The organism is Brevibacillus sp. HB1.4B (assembly GCF_013284285.1).
In the GTDB taxonomy this organism is placed as follows: Bacteria; Bacillota; Bacilli; order Brevibacillales; family Brevibacillaceae; genus Brevibacillus; species Brevibacillus porteri.
In genome coordinates this window covers 19,682-35,952 of sequence record NZ_JABSUT010000010.1, presented here as the reverse complement: position 1 = coordinate 35,952, position 16,271 = coordinate 19,682, and the positions used below count along the sequence as shown (strand labels likewise).

Here is a 16,271-nt window from a genome sequence, read left to right as displayed (position 1 = left end):
GAATGATTCTAGTAAGGGGATGTATGACAAGTGAAACGAAAACTATTCATGCTCTGTTTGGCAGGCATGTTGTTATATACGAATCCGGCTTATGCGACGCCGTTTCCAGATAAAAAAGAAGAAGTTATTCAGGACGCTGACAACTATTTGAAAAAAGAAGACAGGACCACCTTTGCCAATTCATTGAACGGCATACCGGGCAGCTACAAAGTCGTGGTAGTGGAAAGCACTGCACCAGAAGCTGAATCTCCGGATATCTACGCGCAAAAGCTGTTTGACAATTACAATTTAGCTGACGATGCACTCATGATCGTACTCGACATAAACACCGAACAGCTGGGGATTTATGCAGGTCCTAGCTTACAGGCAAAAGGTGCCACAATGGCATTGCTGCATGACAAGATCGCGTCTTTCTATGAACCATTCCGTACACAAAAGCAGTATTTGACCGGGATTCAGACCTTAATTGCGGAAGTAAACCAAGAGCTTAGCCGCATGGAAAGCAAGCAAGCAACAGCAAAACCGGGTGAGACCGACGCAAGTAAAGCGGGAGAGAGTGAAAGCAGTAGCGCTCTCGGAGGCATTCCATGGTGGATCTATCTGGTGGGGGCGGTATTTGCTGGCCTATCGATCGGCTTGATTTATGCGATGATCAGACGCCGTGCTATTTTTGCTCAAGTAGACGATGTAGAGGATTGGAAGGAAGAGCTCGTTGAGAAGCTCAATGTCATCGAGGTGGAAAAACCGCTTCGCCGTTCCAGCGGCATGACAGAAGTACGTTACCACCACTTGGCTGACAAAAAAGAAAATCTGTTGCGCATTCGCATCCCTGATGTGGAAATGATGATTCTCGATGCGGAAGAGGCTTGTGATCGCTTCCGTTTTACGTTGGCACTTGGCATGCTGAATGAGGCGAGAGAGGCCATTTCAAAAATTGAAGAAGAGCTGAATGAGTTAAAAACAGACACTTCCAAAGTGGCCGTTACCAAGCAAGAAAACAAGGTTGTTGTTCCTGAGATCGGAAAGCAAGTGGAGCAGATGGAACGACGCTTGTCCGATTTGCGTCTGGAATACGGATTGTCTTTCCATGAGCTGAAAGCATCGCTCGATGAAGTAGACACAATGCGAAAACTCGTGAAAACTGCGCGTGCGGCAGGGGACGACATTGCTGCGTACGAAACCACACAAAAAGCGCAGCAAGTACTGGAGCAGGTAGGACAAGCAATGGAGCTCATTCCAAAGCTTGTGCAACGTGTGAAAAAAGAAATGCCGGAAGAATTCAAGCATCTGGAAGAAGGAATTGAGCAGGCCTTTCGTGACGGCTTTGATTTAAAACAGGATTCCTTGGACAATGCTCTTTTGCAGGCGAAGCAATTGGTCATGTCCGCGAAAAGCTCTTTGGAAGAGGGCAGCCTGGAAATGGTGTTGACCCATGTCAAAGCGTTCGAAGTACTCATTGATGCAACGTATCAAGCGATAGAGGATGGCGTTCTTGCCCGTGATGAAGCAGCAGCGACGGTATATACAGAAGCGGAACCGCAAGCAGAAGTGAATCAAGGCAATGATGAAACAGAATTTGTACAGGTAGAAAAGAGAGCAGAAGTAGAAGAGGTGGAACAGGATGATTCGCTACAGCAAGTAGCTGCGACATCCGCGCCTGTGGAGCAGGAGATTCGTATACCTGAGCCGACTCCAGCTAGCAAGATCGAGCATTCTACCAGCGAAACAGATCCTGAAAAGCCGACTCATCTCCAGCAGTCGAAAGTGGAAGAAGAGCGACCGGTGCGAGGAAAATCCTCAGAGCTGAGTGAAGCTGAACGTTCCGTTTTGTTGCAAGCAATTCCTCAGCTTTTCAATAAAAAAGCACAAAAGCCTGTGCCACCAGTTAAAGCAGAGGAGCCTGCGTACGAAGAAGAAGAGTATGAACTGGTCATGCCAAAGAGTCAGCCTGAACAGGAAGAGCTGATTCAGGAAGAAGAAGAGCAAACGTATTTGGTCATCGAAACGGAAGACGATGCGCTGGATGAACTGGAGCGAATTTCTAACACATTAGTCCGCGTCCGTCAGCAAATCAAGCGCAGCTACTTGCCGGGGATTCCGGATCAATTGAAATACATGTTTGAAGAAGTCGTGCAAACGTTGGGCCGCGTGCAAACGATCATGGAGCAATATCGCTATGATCTGGAAGAGGTGGCTATGCTGGTTCAGGACGCAAGTGATTTGGTCGGCGAAACAGAGCGGATGGCAGAACGCATTATTACAACTTGTCAGATGGCAGAAGGTGCCATTCAGTATACGAACCGTTATCGCCGCCAAAATCGCCAGGTCAATGAATTGTTGACGAAGGCAGAGATATCATTTCGACAACTAGCTTTTGCAGAAGCCTATCAGCTTGCCGAGGAGGCCCGTCTGGTAATCGAAGGCGCACCAGCCGAAGAGGACAACCGTTGGCTTCTACGTCGTAAGAAAAAGGGATGAGTCCGATGATGATCTTTCCTCTCTTCTTACTGGCAGCTGGCATTCTCGTTATGGTACAGCCGAGGACAAAACGCTGGCAATCGCGGATGAACGCTCATTTTCAAGGAGACGAAAGGCGCATTAAGCAGCGTGCCAACACGTTTTTTCTGTTGGGCCTAGCCTTTTTTTTCGCTGGGTTTGCGTATTTGTTCCGCCTTGTCGGATAAATCAATAACGACGAATAAAGCACCTGCTATGAAAAGATGGCCTAGCCTTCTTTTGTAGCAGGTGCTTTTTGTTGGGCAAAAAAAAGAAGCATCGCTCACGCAGGCGATGCCCATCTAGGAAGATAAAGGGAGTAAGGTCTGTTAAACCAGCACATTACAACTAGGGGGGAGTAATGTGCTGATTTCTCTTTTCATGAAAAGAGAACCTGATTCATAGTTTCCCCAATCCCACTTCATCTAAACGTCATTCTCGTAAAAAAATTCAAATGCTTCCTGCGCACTATGCGTACCCGCAGAATGGCCGGACGAAAAGGCGATGGTGATGTTGTAACCACCGGTATGGGCGTGGACGTCCATAACCTCGCCAGCAAAATACAACCCATCCATGAGCTTGGACCTCATCGAGCGTGGATCGATCTCTTTTACGCTTACACCACCACCTGTAATGAACGCTTCCTCAAGAGAGAGCGTCCCCGTAATGGTGAGTGGAAAAGTTTTGATCAAGCTCGTGAACTTGCTCCACTCTTGTTTTTTCATATGGCTGTAGGTCGTTTCTTCCGAAATTCCTGCCATCGCAAGCAAGAGTGGGATAATCCGTTCGGGGAGGAAGCCTTTGATTGCATTTTTTACTGCCTTTTTTGGCTGCTCCTCAATCAACTGCCAGCTTTCCGCCATGATTTCCTCGGCTGTTCTGTCAGGCATGAGATCGATCGTCAGAGATAGAGGAACCGCACTGTATTTTCGTTGCGACACAGAGACATAGTGTCCCATGCGCAGGGAGGCGGGGCCTGATATTCCGAAATGAGTGAAGATCATATCGCCTTCTTGGGTGTTAATCTTTTTCCCATTGGGCGCATACAAGGTCATCGTGATGTCACGCAGCGATAGACCCTGAATTGATTTGTCGCGAATAAAAGAGTCATTCGCTGTAAGCGGTACTTCAGTAGGATACAGCTCTGTGATTGTGTGCCCGGCTGCTTTCGCCCATGTATAGCCATCGCCTGTAGACCCTGTCTGTGGTACAGAACAGCCTCCGACAGCAATAATCACACAAGGCGCGGTGATTTTCTCACCGGACTGGAGCATGATGCCACCGACTCTCCCTTCTGAATAGAGAACTTCTTTTACAGCGGCATTTAAATGAATGGTGGCACCTTGGCGCTTCAATAAATCAATCAATGCTTGAGCGACTGTCACTGCTTTATCTGTGACAGGAAACATACGGCCCCGATCCTCTTCTTTTAACGCGACACCCATCTCCTCAAAAAACTGGATAATCTCTCGGTTGCCGAATTGGGTGAGAGCACTGTACATGAAGCGTCCATTTCCTGGCATTTGTTTGATTAATTCATCTTGTTCCTTGGCATTGGTTACATTACAGCGTCCGCCGCCCGATATGATGAGCTTGCGTCCGAGCTTCGCGCCTTTTTCCACGAGACAAACTCTCGCTCCTTGGCCAGAAGCAGCAATTGCAGACATCAGCCCAGAGGGGCCGCCGCCTATGATGATAACGTCATAATTGTATTGTGATCGATTCATTTCATTCTCGTCCTTTGTTGTATAGGGTTGGGCAACCACCATTTTACCACAACCTGATCACCCGACGCGCAATTCTAGCTAAGATAGAGAGGACGAGGCACCTAAAATATCAGGAAATGGCTGCTTTTCTAAGGCGTAACGAACGGTGGATGGACCACGGAGGATATTCGTGACAACATATCCTTTGGCAAAATACGACGTGAACAATTCGCGCGTCATTTCTCTCCACAAGGAAGCGACGCTTATATCCGCTCGTTTTACATCTTGGAAGAAGGCAGGGACAGGGAGCAGTACTGCAGGCTCATCGCGTGACAAATCGATTTCGATAGGATGTGGAATACCATCCTTGATTTCAAAACGCAATAGGTCTGGCGCCTGTTGAAAAGAGGGAGCAGAGCTCTTTCCAGACTGACGCGATTCCACACGATTGCTTCCGATAAACCATTCCACGAGGAAACGGTCTGTCGGCAGTCCACGATTGAAGTCGTCATCGAGCTGGCCGTAGCAGTTTGGCAAATAAGTTCGAACGATACCTCCCAGCTTGGCGATGTTCAGAACACCGTTTACTGTCTCAAGCGGATCGTACGTCCATGTGATTTTGGAATAGCCCGCTGCTGCTGCTTCTTCTTTTTGCAGCCATTTCATTTGTACACCTAGCCCCTGCTTGCGATACTCTGGCAAAAAGCCGAGCATGTGCGAGCAAAGATGGGATTCTCCGTTGGTGAAGCCCGGGAAGCTGTACAAGAAGCCGATCATTTCCTCGTCATCGAATGCCCCTAAAAACAGACCGCCAAACTTTTGCATGGTAAGTGTCATATGGTGGGGAATAGCAGTAGAAGGGTCCCATATTTTCCCCTCCATTGCTTCTAATTGCTCAATCTCACTGAATTCGGCCAACTTTCGCAACGTGATTGTCATCTACTTTTTCCTCCTCAAACGATTCGTGTTTTTTTCTTCATTCGGGACAAGCGCTTGCATTCCTGCTTGGGAGTAGTTGCGTCTGAATTCTCTCTCGCGGATAATAGAGAAGGATAATAGGCATGAAACTAGGGTCGAGGAGGATTTTTGGCGATGGAAAATAAATTTCAAATGGAGCTGTGGAACCGTTTGACGCAGGCACCAGGAGCGCCTGGCTTCGAAGGTCCGGTACGCGAGATTATGCGGGAATACATAAGCAGCTATACGAGTGAACTCATGTACGACAATTTGGGCAGTATTTTTGGCGTTATGCGTGGTGACGAGAACGGTCCGAAAATTATGGTAGCGGGTCACATGGACGAAGTGGGCTTCATGGTCACCCGAATTTCTGATAAGGGATTTATTTCTTTTCAGACGTTGGGAGGCTGGTGGGGGCAGGTCCTGCTCGCGCAACGTGTACAAATTATTACGGACAAGGGACCAGTCGAAGGCGTAATCAGCTCGATCCCGCCGCATGTCTTGAGCGACGATCAGCGTAATCGCCCGATGGATGTACGCAACATGTACATTGATATCGGCGTAGATTCACGTGAGGAAGCAGAACAGGTAGGAATACGGGCTGGCCAGCAAATCGTTCCGGTTTGCCCATTGCAGGTCATGGCCAATCCACGCCGCATAATGGCTAAAGCATGGGATAATCGCTATGGTTGCAGTTTGGCAGTGGAGCTCGCAAAAGAGCTGCACGAAAAACCAGATCATCCGAATGTCGTCTACGTCGGGGCTACTGTACAGGAAGAATTGTCCGGGCAGCGCGGCGCGAAAACTGCGGCCTCGTCCATCGATCCGGATTTGTTCTTGGCTGTGGATGCGAGTCCAGCTACAGACATACCAGGTGTAAAAGACGATGGAGGCAAGCTCGGCGGTGGACTTTTGATGCGCATCTACGATCCGATGTACGTCATGCCGGTAGGATTGCGTGAGCTTCTTATCTCCACGTGCGAAGAAGAGAAAATTCCGTACCAGATTTATGTGGCAAAAGGCGGGACGGATGCAGGGGTCGTGCAGTACCATGGCAAGGGAGTACCGTCTGCCGTTATTGGCATTCCTTCCCGTTACATTCACAGCCATGCTTCGATCATTGATCGCGAGGATTACGAGGCAGCCAAGCGTCTCTTGTTCAGTGTCATTCGCAAGCTGGACCGTGCCACGTGGGAATCCATTTTGCCTAGATAAATGGTCTGGAGAATATCGTCGAGGAAACAGAAAGCGGAGGAGTGCTTTTGAACGCGATCAAATTGTATACACGGCGTCAGGGCGAAGCTACGTCCTTTGAATTTAATGTATTTGACAATCAATTCGCTACGGAGAATCTGGCAGTGCGCAAGGTGCTGATGGCAATGCTTGCAGCCGTTTCTAACAACTTGACCGATCTGGAAGTGGAGTACAACGATAGCATACTGGTGGAAAAGGTCGGGGCGAAGCGTGCTGGTGAACTGCTTCGCTTTCTCGGGGCAACAAAAGAGAACATGCGGGAAAATCTGAGCAATGGTGTAGTCGTCAGCCGGATCTTTCAAGTGCCTTTTACACAGGAGCACTATGAATACTTCTACAACTTGACGGACATCGCACAGCTGTCCCACTATCGCTTAAAAGAGGGCAATGAAGATCGTATCGTGTTTTATTTCACGCGCTATCTGCAACTGATTGCGCCTGATGAAAAGTCTCGCCAAGCATTTTTGGAGAGATTGGAAGGATTTTCTTTGCCGTACATGCTCGTGCCGATTGCGTAAATGAAACGAAAAAAGTCATTTTGCCCTTGCATGAAGGCGCAAAATGACTTTTTTTATTGATTGCTTGCCTGAGGGTTAGGTGGACGGACGATTTGGCCCCTCCAGTTTTTTGTCTCCATAGCCCGGTGCATCGTTTTGAACAGTTTTGGGCTGGCGATTGCGCTCATCTGGTCGATTTTGCTGTACAGAGGAATCCTTGCTTTGCTTGGTCATGTAACTACTCCTTTCCTAGAGCCATGGCTGCCAAGGCGAATTTGTTTTTTGGCGATTGCGGGAGGATACATTGTCCTCCAGTTGGATGAATAGGGAGGTGAGGGGCACTCGCCTAAGCACTTCCATTTGCTTTTCGGGTTGATACTGTGTGTGTTCCTCTGCGTTCATGTGGCACCTTCCCTTCTACGATTTTTTGAGGGCGAGTCAAGCACATTGTTTTTGTGGCGAGGAATTGCATATACGGCAAACAGACCAAGAATGGCCGCTAAAAACAGCGTAAGCACTCCATAGCCGATCCATGGATAATGGCTGCCGACTCCTCCTAGCTTTTCAACCATCGCTCCACCCAATCCCGTCCCAAGAGCCGTTCCAAGACCAGATACGAAATTGGAAAAGCCAAAGTACGCTCCCAGCCATTCTTCCTTTGCGAAATGAGTGACGAGACTGTCCAGCATCGGCATAAACAGCATCTCACCCAAAATGAAAAGAATCGCAGCCCCGCACAGTGTAAGAAAGTGGTTCGCCCATCCCATGAGCGTAAGCCCTGCACCCAACAAGATCGTTCCCATCGTTACGGACAAGTACGGATTGATGCGCTGTAGAACAAAACGTGAGATAAACCCTTGCAAGACGACGACACTGAGCGAGTTGATCGTCCAAATGAGGCCAATCATCGTAGCGGAATGCAGGACATGCTCACCCCGCAGTGGCAGGATCATGGCGAATTGAGCGTAAAGCGCCCAGATTAAGAGCGAGATCCCAGAAAAAAGCAGAAAGCTGCGATGGGTCAAGATGTGACGATACTCCTTGATCGGCGTTTGCTTGCAATCTGTTCCCACACACCGATCATCGGGGAGGATGAAGCGAGAAAAGACAGCAAGTGCTCCGTACACAAAGGCAGCTACGAGAAACGGTTGTTTTCCACCCGCAGTCATCCACGTAATGACCAAGCCAGCGACAATGATCCCGCTATGAGCGAGTATCCCTCTCCACGAGAAGGCAGCGGTTCTTTGGCTCTCATCCACTTCATCCGCGATCATGGCTTTAATGGTAGGAGCGAGCAGGCCAAGACCTAAGCCGTTGACAGCGGAGAATAACAAGAAGAAACCATAAGAATGGCTGAAGTGATAGCCTGCCATGGCACATCCTTGAAGGAATGCCCCAAAGGCTAGGATGGAGCGTTTGCCCCAGCGATCTGACATCAAGCCGCCTGCCAAGCTTCCGATTTGGTATGTGATGCTTCCCGCTGCCAAAATGATGCCGACTTGGGAGAGAGAAAGAACCCGTACCTTTTGCAAAAAGATTGGGAAGACGGGAATGACCAGATAAGAGGCCATGTGCATGAAAAAGACGACTATCAGTAATAGCAAGTAAGGCTTGTTGCGTAACAGTGATCCAGTAGAGGCTGTCATGTTCTTCTCCTCTTTGATTCATTCCTCCCTAGTATGCTCATCCTGTTTTATGAAAAACGTCTAGCCGTTTTCACAAACAAAATATAGGCCAGCACACAAAATCGATATGAAGGCAGGCAAGCGTCCAATCCAACAAGCGTGGAACGACATATACCTATAGGGAAAGGTACCATGGGCGGTAGGGAATGGTGCGAGGAGCGCGGCAGGATGAAAGGGGGATCTGACGTGAGAGGATTTGGTTTTTTCAACGAGGAAGGTTTCGAAGTGATCATCTGGATCATCGTGATCGTTTTTCTCCTCGTTATATTTTTTGACGAAGGGATAGATTAAGATGAGCGCATATCGGCCGGTTCGTCAATTGAATGACTATTACAAATCAAACGACGGTTTCAAGAAATGGATTCGTGCCAATGAGCAATGGTTCAAGCAAAATCCAGAGGTGTTTAAGCAGATGCTGCGCAATCCGAAAATGGTCAACTTGTTCACGGATCTTATGATCATGAATTCGCCGCGCATTGAAAAGAAACTGAAGAAATGGAGAAGGAACCAACGCTGACCGATCCGGCATGCTGCCAAATAGAGCATGCCGCTTTTTTATTTGGAACGCTAACAAGTCCTGTTATAAAACCGGGATGACGAGCGTAGGGATAAGCATGTGCAGCTTGTTCGAAGAAAGGATGAAGCACAACATGGCACAAGTCATTTTGACGTTTTTCGTGGCTTATGGCATTGTGGTCGGCGGCGCTCTTTCAGGTGGGGTGGGCGCATTTCTCACAGAAAAGCCCCCGCTGTTATCCATGGCCCAATTGGCTGACCAGCTCAAAATATGGGGATTAGTTGGGGCATTGGGCGGAACCTTTGATTCGTTTTTGCAGATCGAAAAAATACTGATGGGAAATTTGACACCTGTCTTTAAGCAGCTTGTGATGATCGTCGTCGCATTCTTAGGTGCCCATATCGGAACGATTTGTGTGCATTGGCTGGTACAGGTGCGCTCATGAAGGTGACTCTTTGGAAACGTTACCTCGCACTTTTGCTCATGGGGTGCGTCTTGGGCGGAAGCGTGATTTTATTTACATACGGACGCGAAATGGAACAGATGATGCTGATCAAAAAAAGCCTGGAGCTACAAAATAAAAAACTGTACGAGGAAAATCTGGAGCTGAAGCAAAATCAGCGGGTCTATCGGAAAAAGCAAGAGACCGTCATCGAAGACGTACGCGCTTCTGTACTCACTGCGGATCAGAAGCAGCCACTCCATGCCACCATTGTGGTACAAGTAGTCGATCGCGTGGAAAAGGATCTCGCTTCGTTAAAAGGGAAGAAGGTTGAGCAGGTTGCGGAGGTCCATCAGGTCTTGCATGAAATGCTGCGACGCCGCGAATACATTTTGTCTGATCGAACGACAGTGGAGGTACGAATCAAAACGGTGGTAATCAGTAGAACGCTGCATGTGTTCGTGACAGCGGACGTTATACCTGATGATGTTTGGCAAAAGATTGCGCGAAACTTTCTATTTCTTCCGCCGTATATTTCAATATAGAATATCTGATAGCCAGATTATGTAGGTCTGGGTCGGTATAAAGGAGAGGCGAACACATGTCCATGTTCAAAAAATTGTTGGCTAGTGTAGGTATTGGCTCTGCGCAAGTAGATGCACGTCTTGAGCAGGATTCACTCATTCCCGGAGATACGGTCAGAGGTGAGGTCCATATCAAGGGAGGAGATGTGGCCCAAGAAATCGACGAGATTTACATGTATGTCGTCACACACTATGAAAGAGAAGTCAACGACACCAAGACAAAGGAAGAATGCACACTTGTAAAATATCGTCTGTCTGAGCGGGTACAATTGAAACCGAAAGAAGAAACCGTTCTGCCATTCGCTTTTCAATTACCTTACGAGACGCCATTGACGATGGGGCGCCAACCGGTTTACTTGCGGACAGGTCTCGATATTAAAAATGCGATTGACCCGGGGGATTCCGATTTCATCGAGGTTCGCCCACATCCGTTAATGTCTAAAGTGTTGGATGCGGTTCAACAGATCGGATTCCAGCTGTATAAGGTAGACTGTGAATACAATCGCCACCTAGGTCGCAAACATCCGTTTGTACAGGAATTTGAATTCCGTCCGACAGGGCCTTACCGCAGCCAATTGGAGGAACTCGAAGTAGTCTTCTATCTTCGCGATGGCGAATTGGAAGTTTTATTGGAACTGGATAAACGTGCGCGAGGCTTTATGGGATCTTTTGAAGAAGCGTTTAATCTCGATGAACGCTATATTCGTTTCCGTTTAACGAATGCGGATGTGAACAAGCATACGCATGTCATTGCAGAAGCGATTGAAGCACTCATTAAGCAGCAGCTTCGATAGAGAATATACAAAAAAGGCCTGACGGAGTGAACATGACCACTCTGTCAGCCTTTTTTCTTTTATGGAGGTCTTAATCATCGCCAACGCCTACGATAGTCAACAGAACGAACAAGACGAGAATTAGCGCAATCCCATTAAAGCCGCCGTTAAACAAGCTCATCGATTTTCCTCCCACACGTAAGGCGTAGTCAATTCCCTATAGGATAGTCATTGATCTATGAATCGGTGTCGAGGCTTCTACCTAATTCCTGTACACAACTTTCTTTTTAATTTTTCGATTTGCATGTATAGGGCTGGATTTTTCTGACAATACTGTGAGCATGAAGAATCCAGAGGAGGATATTATTATGAATTTGTTAGAAAAAACGAGAAAAATTAATGTGATGCTTCAAAAAACAATGGGTGGCAGCGGAGTAGGCTTCCAGGATCTCGCAAGGCTTTTATCTGAAGTGATTTCTGCAAATGTTTACATCATTACCGCAGATGGCTCGATCCTGGGAAGTGGAATGAATCAGGAAATTTCCCTGCAAGAAGACGGTCGTTCTTCCACGCAGCTGCAGGAAGGTGTACATCAAAAGCTGCTGGAAGTTACACAAACCTTGGCGAACGAGCCGGTTACCAGTCCGTACAGCCTGGTTCCAAAAGAGTTGAATTCGATCTTCCCGCAAATGATGACGACGATTGTTCCTATCAATGCAGGGGGAAGCCGTCTTGGCACACTCGTCCTGCTGCGTGCTTACGGTCAGTTTGAAACAGAGGATCTGATTTTGGGCGAGATCGGAGCTACCGTGATCGGTATGAAAATCGTTCGTCAGCGCACAGAACAGATTGAAAATGAAGTGCGCGACAAAACATTTGCCAAAATCGCACTCTCTTCGTTGTCCTACAGTGAACAGATCGCGATTGAAAAAATTATGGAGCAATTGGACGCACGCGAAGGTTTGCTGGTAGCTAGTCAGCTGGCAGATCAAGCAGGCCTGACACGTTCTGTCATCGTGAACGCTCTTCGCAAGCTGGCAAGTGCCGGTGTGCTGGAATCCCGTTCGTTAGGGATGAAGGGTACATATATCAAAGTGCTGAATGACAAGTTCCCATCTGAATTGGCAAAATGGAAAACCTCATAAATGGCATGAGCTACGAAAAAAGCTCTCCCTATACTAGGGAGAGCTTTTGTTTATGAATCAACGAGTATAGCAGAATAGATAAAACGTTCATGATTTAGCGGTTGAATAAATGATTTTCTTCCCTTTATAATGTCCACAAAGGTTGAAACTTCAAAAAAATCAAAAATTTAAAGTTCATACTTCAAGAATGAATGGAGGTTCTAAGAATGAAGGTGATTATTGGTGGGATTGCGCATGAAACAAACACGTTTTCCAATGTGCCCACGACGCTTGAGATGTTTCAAAGCTATGAGTGGGATTATCATGAAACGATTGTGAATCGCAATCGGGGCGTTCGGAACTTTCCAGGAGGGATGGTGGATCGCGCCGAAGAGCTGGGCATCGAGCTACTACCGACCTTTCTCACCTTTACGTATCCAGCGGGGACGATTTTGCGAGAAGCGTACGACCGGATTAAAAAGGAGCTTCTTGACACCATTGCTGCGACAGAAGGTGCAGACGCCATTTGTCTAGGACTTCACGGAGCGGGGGTCGTAGAAGGAATGGATGACCTGGAAGGTGACCTTCTGGCATCCGTGCGTCAGTTGGTCGGTTATGACATTCCCTTAATTGTTACGCTCGACCTCCACGCAAACATGACACAAAAAATGGTGGATGAAGCCGATGCGCTCCTGGGTGTCCACCTCTACCCACACGTGGATTGCTATGAACGTGGAATCGAAGCGATCGATCTGGCACACAAGATGGTTACGGAAGGTATAAAGCCGACCATGCATTTGACCAGACTGCCATTATTGATTCCGACATCAGCTACTCATCATTCCCCGGCACGCGAAATAAACGAAGCCTGCTGGACGTGGGAAAAGGAAGAAGGCGTCATCGACTGTGCATTCTTCCACGGATTTCCGTATACGGACATTCCTGAGCTGGGCGTTTCTGTTTTGAGCGTCACCAATAACGATCAGGAGCTCGCCAAAAAAGTGAGCGAGGATGTCGCCAGTCTGATTTGGGAAAAGCGGGATGAGTTCGAGCTGAACATGCCCGCGCCTGCCGAGGGAATTGCGATGGCACTGGAAACGGAAGGGATGCCCATTGTAATCAATGAGACCTCAGATAATCCAGGCGGAGGCACACCCGGAGACGGAACGCATTTACTGCGGGCCATGCTGGAAGCCCAGCTGACAAATGCATGCTTTGGTTTTATTTACGATCCCGAAGTGGTACAGATTGCCCATCAAGCTGGAGTAGGCGCTACCTTACAGCTATCCCTTGGTGGAAAGACAGACTACTTGCATGGAGAGCCACTTGAAGTAACAGCCTACGTCAAAGCTTTGACAGATGGAAAATTCATTGCGACGACGCCGATGGGGCAAGGCGGTCATGAGAATTTTGGCAAGTCCGTTCGCTTGCAAATTGACGGGGTTGATGTACTGGTTTGCTCCGTGAAATCGCAAGTGTTGGATGAGCAAATTTTTCTGTTGCACGGAATTGACGTGACCAAATACAAGATCGTGGCCTTGAAATCAAGCACACATTTCCGGGCATCATTCGAACCGATCAGCGCACGCGTCATTACCGTTGATTCGCCGGGATTGACGACACTCAACTTCCGCTTTTTCAAATACGAGCGCGCCATTCGTCCGATTTATCCGTTAGACCCAGCCACAGAGTGGAACCTACATCAATTGACAAGGAAGTAGATGATCATGGAATCCGTACAGGAGCGCATCCGCAAGCATTATCCGGAATTGACCAACCAACAAAAACTCGCAGCCAAATACATTCTCGCCGAGCCGAAGAGCGTTGCACTGCAACCAGCCAAAGTTGTCGGGGCATTGAGCGGCACAAGCGAAACCACAATCATCCGACTATCATACGCTCTCGCCTACTCCGGGTACAGCGAATTGCAAAACGAGATCCGCAGCTCCTTATTGGAAAAAGTCCCAAAAGCTGATGCCATCCACAGTTTTCGTACAGCGGCTGTGGAGATGAAGGGGAAACAAGACCTGATTTCTTATAACATGGAGCAGGATGTTGCGTATATTCGGCAAACATTAGGGGAGCTACAAAAGGACCAACTTTTGCAAGCGGTTTCAAGTATTATGGCAGCCAAACACATTCTTGTCGTAGGGTTTCGCAGCTCCTTTGCTCCGGCCCATTGGCTCGCCTTTACACTGAATGTCGTCCGAGGAAACGCGCATCTGTACAATGGGCCAGTTGATGACGTCAACTATCTGTTGACCCAGATCAATCAGGAGTGGCTCGTGATCGCACTCTCCTTTCCCCGCTATACGAGTGAAACCATCCTGTTTGCAAAAGCAGCCAAAGAGAGAGGTGCCAAAATCATCGGGATTACAGACGATGAGCTATCTCCGATTGGACCGGTAGCCGACCAAATTTTGAAAGTCAGCGCACCTGCTCCTACTGCCTTAAAAGGAATGACGGCGATCTTTTCCATGCTGAATATTTTGATCAGTGGTGTGGTTCAGGCTGATGGTGAACAGGTACAACAAAGACTGAAAGAATACGAAGAGACAAGTCGACAAATATACCCGTTTGTGGAAGGGACAGAAGTGTAACGGCCATTGATAAGGGGGATGGGACATGAAGATTCACAAGTGGAAGCAAGGGGCCTTGAGTGTATTTGTGGCAACGGCGTTGATTGCAGGCTGCTCCTCACAGCCGACCAATCAAACGGGGAATGACACGTCGGCCAAAGGGAACACATTAGTCATCGCTTCCTTGACGGACCCAGACTCGCTTGATATGCACAAAACGAGCTGGCTCAGTATGGAAAACAGTTTAATATACGAGCCTCTATTGACCCGCGATGCAACAGGCAAACTCCATCCGGGTTTGGCAGAGAAGTACGAGATCTCGCAGGACGGTAAGGTTTGGACATTTACCCTCCGAAAAGATGTCCGCTATCACTCTGGCGATCCAATGACGGCAGCATCCGTAAAAGATTCGTTTGACCGTTTGCTTGCCATTTCTCCTGTGAAGGGGCTTGCAGGTCCAATTGAAAAAGTGGAAGCAACAGACGAGCATACGCTCAAGGTGCATTTTAGCCAACCATTTGCTCCTTTTGTTAACGTCATTGTCGGTGGATTAGTCTCACCTCTTGACGCCAAAAAGGCAAAAGAATTAGGGGATGGCTTCTCAGATAACCCATCTGCAACGGGGCCGATTATCTTTGACAAACGCGAGCGGGGTGCTTCGCTCACCTACAAGAAAAATCCTGATTATAACTGGGGACCGGAGTACGCTACCAACAAAGGTCCTCTGCAATTCGACAGCATGATGTTCCGGTTTATGAAAGACGATGATACACGCCTGATGGAATTCAAAAAGGGTACGGTCCATGTGTTGTATGATGCGCCGCCGAACTCGGTTGCGGAGCTTGAGGCACTGCCCGGAGTCAAGATTGAGAAAGCGATGGACGTTGGAAACAAATACATTGCTTTTAACAATAAGCACCCGCTGTTTTCAGATGTTCGTCTGCGCAAAGCAGTAGCACTCTCCGTAGATCGTGATCCACTTGTTCAGGTAGCATTGAACGGATTCGGCAAGCCAGTCTATGGTCCATTGGCACCCACGATTTATGGCTACAGTGAAGCGATTGAAAGTAAGGCGAAGCAGTTGTATACGAGAGATTTAGGCAAAGCGAAGCAGTTGCTAGCAGAAGCAGGCTGGACGGATAGTAATGGGGATGGCATCGTAGATAAGGACGGAAAACCGTTGTCTGTAGAAATGCTCGTCTCTCAAGAGCCAGCATTTCAGCGAGCAGTGCAGATTTTGCAGAGCCAGCTGAAAGAAGCAGGTATTGATATGAAAATCAGCGTGCAAGAAATGACAACCATCAAAGAGCGCATTTCGAAAAAGTCGTATGACATGGCTTTGATGTACTACGGCTGGTTTGATGCTGATATCTTGTACCTCATCTTTGAAAAGAGCAATTCTACAAGCCGTACTCATTACAACAACCCTGAGTTGGATGTTTTACTGAACAAAGGACGTTTGGAAATGAATGAGCAGGCGCGTCTCAAGATTTACGAAGATGCACAGGAGATTTTGCTAAATGATTTGCCGTGGGTCCCTTTATGGGTTAGTGAGACGGTGATAGCAACTCGCGGCGTTAAAGGCTTCACGGTCAATCCGTACACGCAAGGTATTACGTTGCATGATGTCACGCTCGAAAAATAGACAACTGGGGTG

Annotated in this window: 17 protein-coding genes; 12 read left to right on the top strand and 5 right to left on the bottom strand. The window is 48.0% G+C overall.

What is annotated here, in order from left to right; translation table 11 throughout:
- The first annotated feature begins 30 nt into the window (after positions 1-30).
- Both HP398_RS22365 and HP398_RS22360 read left to right on the top strand, forming a co-directional pair.
- Positions 31-2,478 (top strand): septation ring formation regulator EzrA, encoded by a 2,448-nt coding sequence (locus tag HP398_RS22365; protein ID WP_173623675.1) that lies wholly within the window; start codon positions 31-33, stop codon positions 2,476-2,478.
- A complete protein-coding gene (locus HP398_RS22360; protein WP_017250436.1) occupies positions 2,475-2,684 on the top strand; it encodes a hypothetical protein in 210 nt (69 codons plus the stop codon). Before HP398_RS22365 ends, HP398_RS22360 begins: the two co-directional genes overlap by 4 nt.
- A gap of 237 nt (positions 2,685-2,921) precedes the next feature.
- Here the strand turns inward: HP398_RS22360 and HP398_RS22355 are convergent, their stop codons facing one another.
- Positions 2,922-4,223: a BaiN/RdsA family NAD(P)/FAD-dependent oxidoreductase gene (locus tag HP398_RS22355; RefSeq protein ID WP_173623674.1), complete on the bottom strand. Its 1,302-nt coding sequence runs from the start codon at positions 4,221-4,223 to the stop codon at positions 2,922-2,924.
- A gap of 78 nt (positions 4,224-4,301) precedes the next feature.
- Positions 4,302-5,141 carry a GNAT family N-acetyltransferase gene (locus tag HP398_RS22350; protein WP_173623673.1) on the bottom strand — a complete coding sequence of 280 codons (840 nt, stop codon included), beginning with the start codon at positions 5,139-5,141 and terminating at the stop codon, positions 4,302-4,304.
- 153 nt (positions 5,142-5,294) lie between these two features.
- On the opposite strand from HP398_RS22350, the gene HP398_RS22345 reads away from it, so the two are divergent.
- Both HP398_RS22345 and HP398_RS22340 read left to right on the top strand, forming a co-directional pair.
- On the top strand, positions 5,295-6,374 hold the full coding sequence (locus tag HP398_RS22345) for a M42 family metallopeptidase (RefSeq protein WP_173623672.1): 1,080 nt from the start codon (positions 5,295-5,297) through the stop codon (positions 6,372-6,374).
- 41 nt (positions 6,375-6,415) lie between these two features.
- Entirely contained in the window at positions 6,416-6,931 is a 516-nt protein-coding gene (locus tag HP398_RS22340) for a hypothetical protein (RefSeq protein ID WP_017250432.1), read from the top strand.
- 75 nt (positions 6,932-7,006) lie between these two features.
- Here HP398_RS22340 and HP398_RS22335 read toward each other — a convergent pair whose 3' ends face one another.
- On the bottom strand, positions 7,007-7,144 hold the full coding sequence (locus HP398_RS22335; RefSeq protein WP_017250431.1) for a hypothetical protein: 138 nt from the start codon (positions 7,142-7,144) through the stop codon (positions 7,007-7,009).
- Between the two features lie 164 nt (positions 7,145-7,308).
- The gene (locus tag HP398_RS22330; protein ID WP_017250429.1) at positions 7,309-8,556 is read right to left on the bottom strand and encodes an MFS transporter; all 1,248 of its coding nucleotides are present in this window, start codon (positions 8,554-8,556) and stop codon (positions 7,309-7,311) included.
- A gap of 331 nt (positions 8,557-8,887) precedes the next feature.
- Here HP398_RS22330 and HP398_RS22325 point away from each other — a divergent pair, with 331 nt between their 5' ends.
- The 4 genes from HP398_RS22325 to HP398_RS22310 all read left to right on the top strand — a co-directional run bounded on the left by HP398_RS22325 (position 8,888) and on the right by HP398_RS22310 (position 10,932).
- Complete coding sequence (locus tag HP398_RS22325) at positions 8,888-9,112, top strand: hypothetical protein (RefSeq protein WP_017250427.1); 225 nt, start codon at positions 8,888-8,890, stop codon at positions 9,110-9,112.
- Positions 9,113-9,245: 133 nt separating this feature from the next.
- Entirely contained in the window at positions 9,246-9,557 is a 312-nt protein-coding gene (locus tag HP398_RS22320) for a YtrH family sporulation protein (RefSeq protein ID WP_007720892.1), read from the top strand.
- Positions 9,554-10,099 (top strand): sporulation membrane protein YtrI, encoded by a 546-nt coding sequence (locus HP398_RS22315; RefSeq protein ID WP_017250425.1) that lies wholly within the window; start codon positions 9,554-9,556, stop codon positions 10,097-10,099. The genes HP398_RS22320 and HP398_RS22315 overlap by 4 nt, the downstream gene beginning before the upstream one ends.
- Positions 10,100-10,155: 56 nt before the next feature.
- A complete protein-coding gene (locus HP398_RS22310; protein ID WP_017250424.1) occupies positions 10,156-10,932 on the top strand; it encodes a sporulation protein in 777 nt (258 codons plus the stop codon).
- A 70-nt stretch (positions 10,933-11,002) separates the two neighbouring features.
- Here the strand turns inward: HP398_RS22310 and yjcZ are convergent, their stop codons facing one another.
- Positions 11,003-11,092 carry a sporulation protein YjcZ gene (gene yjcZ, locus HP398_RS22305; protein WP_007720887.1) on the bottom strand — a complete coding sequence of 30 codons (90 nt, stop codon included), beginning with the start codon at positions 11,090-11,092 and terminating at the stop codon, positions 11,003-11,005.
- Positions 11,093-11,279: 187 nt separating this feature from the next.
- Between yjcZ and codY the strand changes: the two genes are divergently transcribed.
- The 4 genes from codY to HP398_RS22285 all read left to right on the top strand — a co-directional run bounded on the left by codY (position 11,280) and on the right by HP398_RS22285 (position 16,259).
- Positions 11,280-12,056, top strand: coding sequence for a GTP-sensing pleiotropic transcriptional regulator CodY (gene codY, locus HP398_RS22300; protein WP_017250422.1), 777 nt, complete (start codon positions 11,280-11,282; stop codon positions 12,054-12,056).
- Positions 12,057-12,262: 206 nt separating this feature from the next.
- The gene (locus HP398_RS22295; RefSeq protein ID WP_173623671.1) at positions 12,263-13,756 is read left to right on the top strand and encodes a M81 family metallopeptidase; all 1,494 of its coding nucleotides are present in this window, start codon (positions 12,263-12,265) and stop codon (positions 13,754-13,756) included.
- Positions 13,757-14,635 carry a MurR/RpiR family transcriptional regulator gene (locus tag HP398_RS22290; protein ID WP_017250420.1) on the top strand — a complete coding sequence of 293 codons (879 nt, stop codon included), beginning with the start codon at positions 13,757-13,759 and terminating at the stop codon, positions 14,633-14,635.
- Positions 14,636-14,660: 25 nt separating this feature from the next.
- Positions 14,661-16,259 carry an ABC transporter substrate-binding protein gene (locus HP398_RS22285; protein ID WP_173623670.1) on the top strand — a complete coding sequence of 533 codons (1,599 nt, stop codon included), beginning with the start codon at positions 14,661-14,663 and terminating at the stop codon, positions 16,257-16,259.
- The last annotated feature ends 12 nt before the right edge of the window (positions 16,260-16,271 follow it).

Excerpts from the sequence above, each read along its gene's own strand:
- HP398_RS22320 (WP_007720892.1), top strand. The coding sequence starts at position 9,246 with ATGGCACAAGTCATTTTGACGTTTTTCGTGGCTTATGGCATTGTGGTC.
- codY (WP_017250422.1), top strand. The coding sequence starts at position 11,280 with ATGAATTTGTTAGAAAAAACGAGAAAAATTAATGTGATGCTTCAAAAA.
- HP398_RS22330 (WP_017250429.1), bottom strand. The coding sequence starts at position 8,556 with ATGACAGCCTCTACTGGATCACTGTTACGCAACAAGCCTTACTTGCTA.
- yjcZ (WP_007720887.1), bottom strand. The coding sequence starts at position 11,092 with ATGAGCTTGTTTAACGGCGGCTTTAATGGGATTGCGCTAATTCTCGTC.
- HP398_RS22290 (WP_017250420.1), top strand. The coding sequence starts at position 13,757 with ATGATCATGGAATCCGTACAGGAGCGCATCCGCAAGCATTATCCGGAA.
- HP398_RS22295 (WP_173623671.1), top strand. The coding sequence starts at position 12,263 with ATGAAGGTGATTATTGGTGGGATTGCGCATGAAACAAACACGTTTTCC.
- HP398_RS22350 (WP_173623673.1), bottom strand. The coding sequence starts at position 5,141 with ATGACAATCACGTTGCGAAAGTTGGCCGAATTCAGTGAGATTGAGCAA.
- HP398_RS22345 (WP_173623672.1), top strand. The coding sequence starts at position 5,295 with ATGGAAAATAAATTTCAAATGGAGCTGTGGAACCGTTTGACGCAGGCA.
- HP398_RS22335 (WP_017250431.1), bottom strand. The coding sequence starts at position 7,144 with ATGACCAAGCAAAGCAAGGATTCCTCTGTACAGCAAAATCGACCAGAT.
- HP398_RS22355 (WP_173623674.1), bottom strand. The coding sequence starts at position 4,223 with ATGAATCGATCACAATACAATTATGACGTTATCATCATAGGCGGCGGC.
- HP398_RS22285 (WP_173623670.1), top strand. The coding sequence starts at position 14,661 with ATGAAGATTCACAAGTGGAAGCAAGGGGCCTTGAGTGTATTTGTGGCA.
- HP398_RS22360 (WP_017250436.1), top strand. The coding sequence starts at position 2,475 with ATGAGTCCGATGATGATCTTTCCTCTCTTCTTACTGGCAGCTGGCATT.
- HP398_RS22315 (WP_017250425.1), top strand. The coding sequence starts at position 9,554 with ATGAAGGTGACTCTTTGGAAACGTTACCTCGCACTTTTGCTCATGGGG.
- HP398_RS22310 (WP_017250424.1), top strand. The coding sequence starts at position 10,156 with ATGTCCATGTTCAAAAAATTGTTGGCTAGTGTAGGTATTGGCTCTGCG.
- HP398_RS22325 (WP_017250427.1), top strand. The coding sequence starts at position 8,888 with ATGAGCGCATATCGGCCGGTTCGTCAATTGAATGACTATTACAAATCA.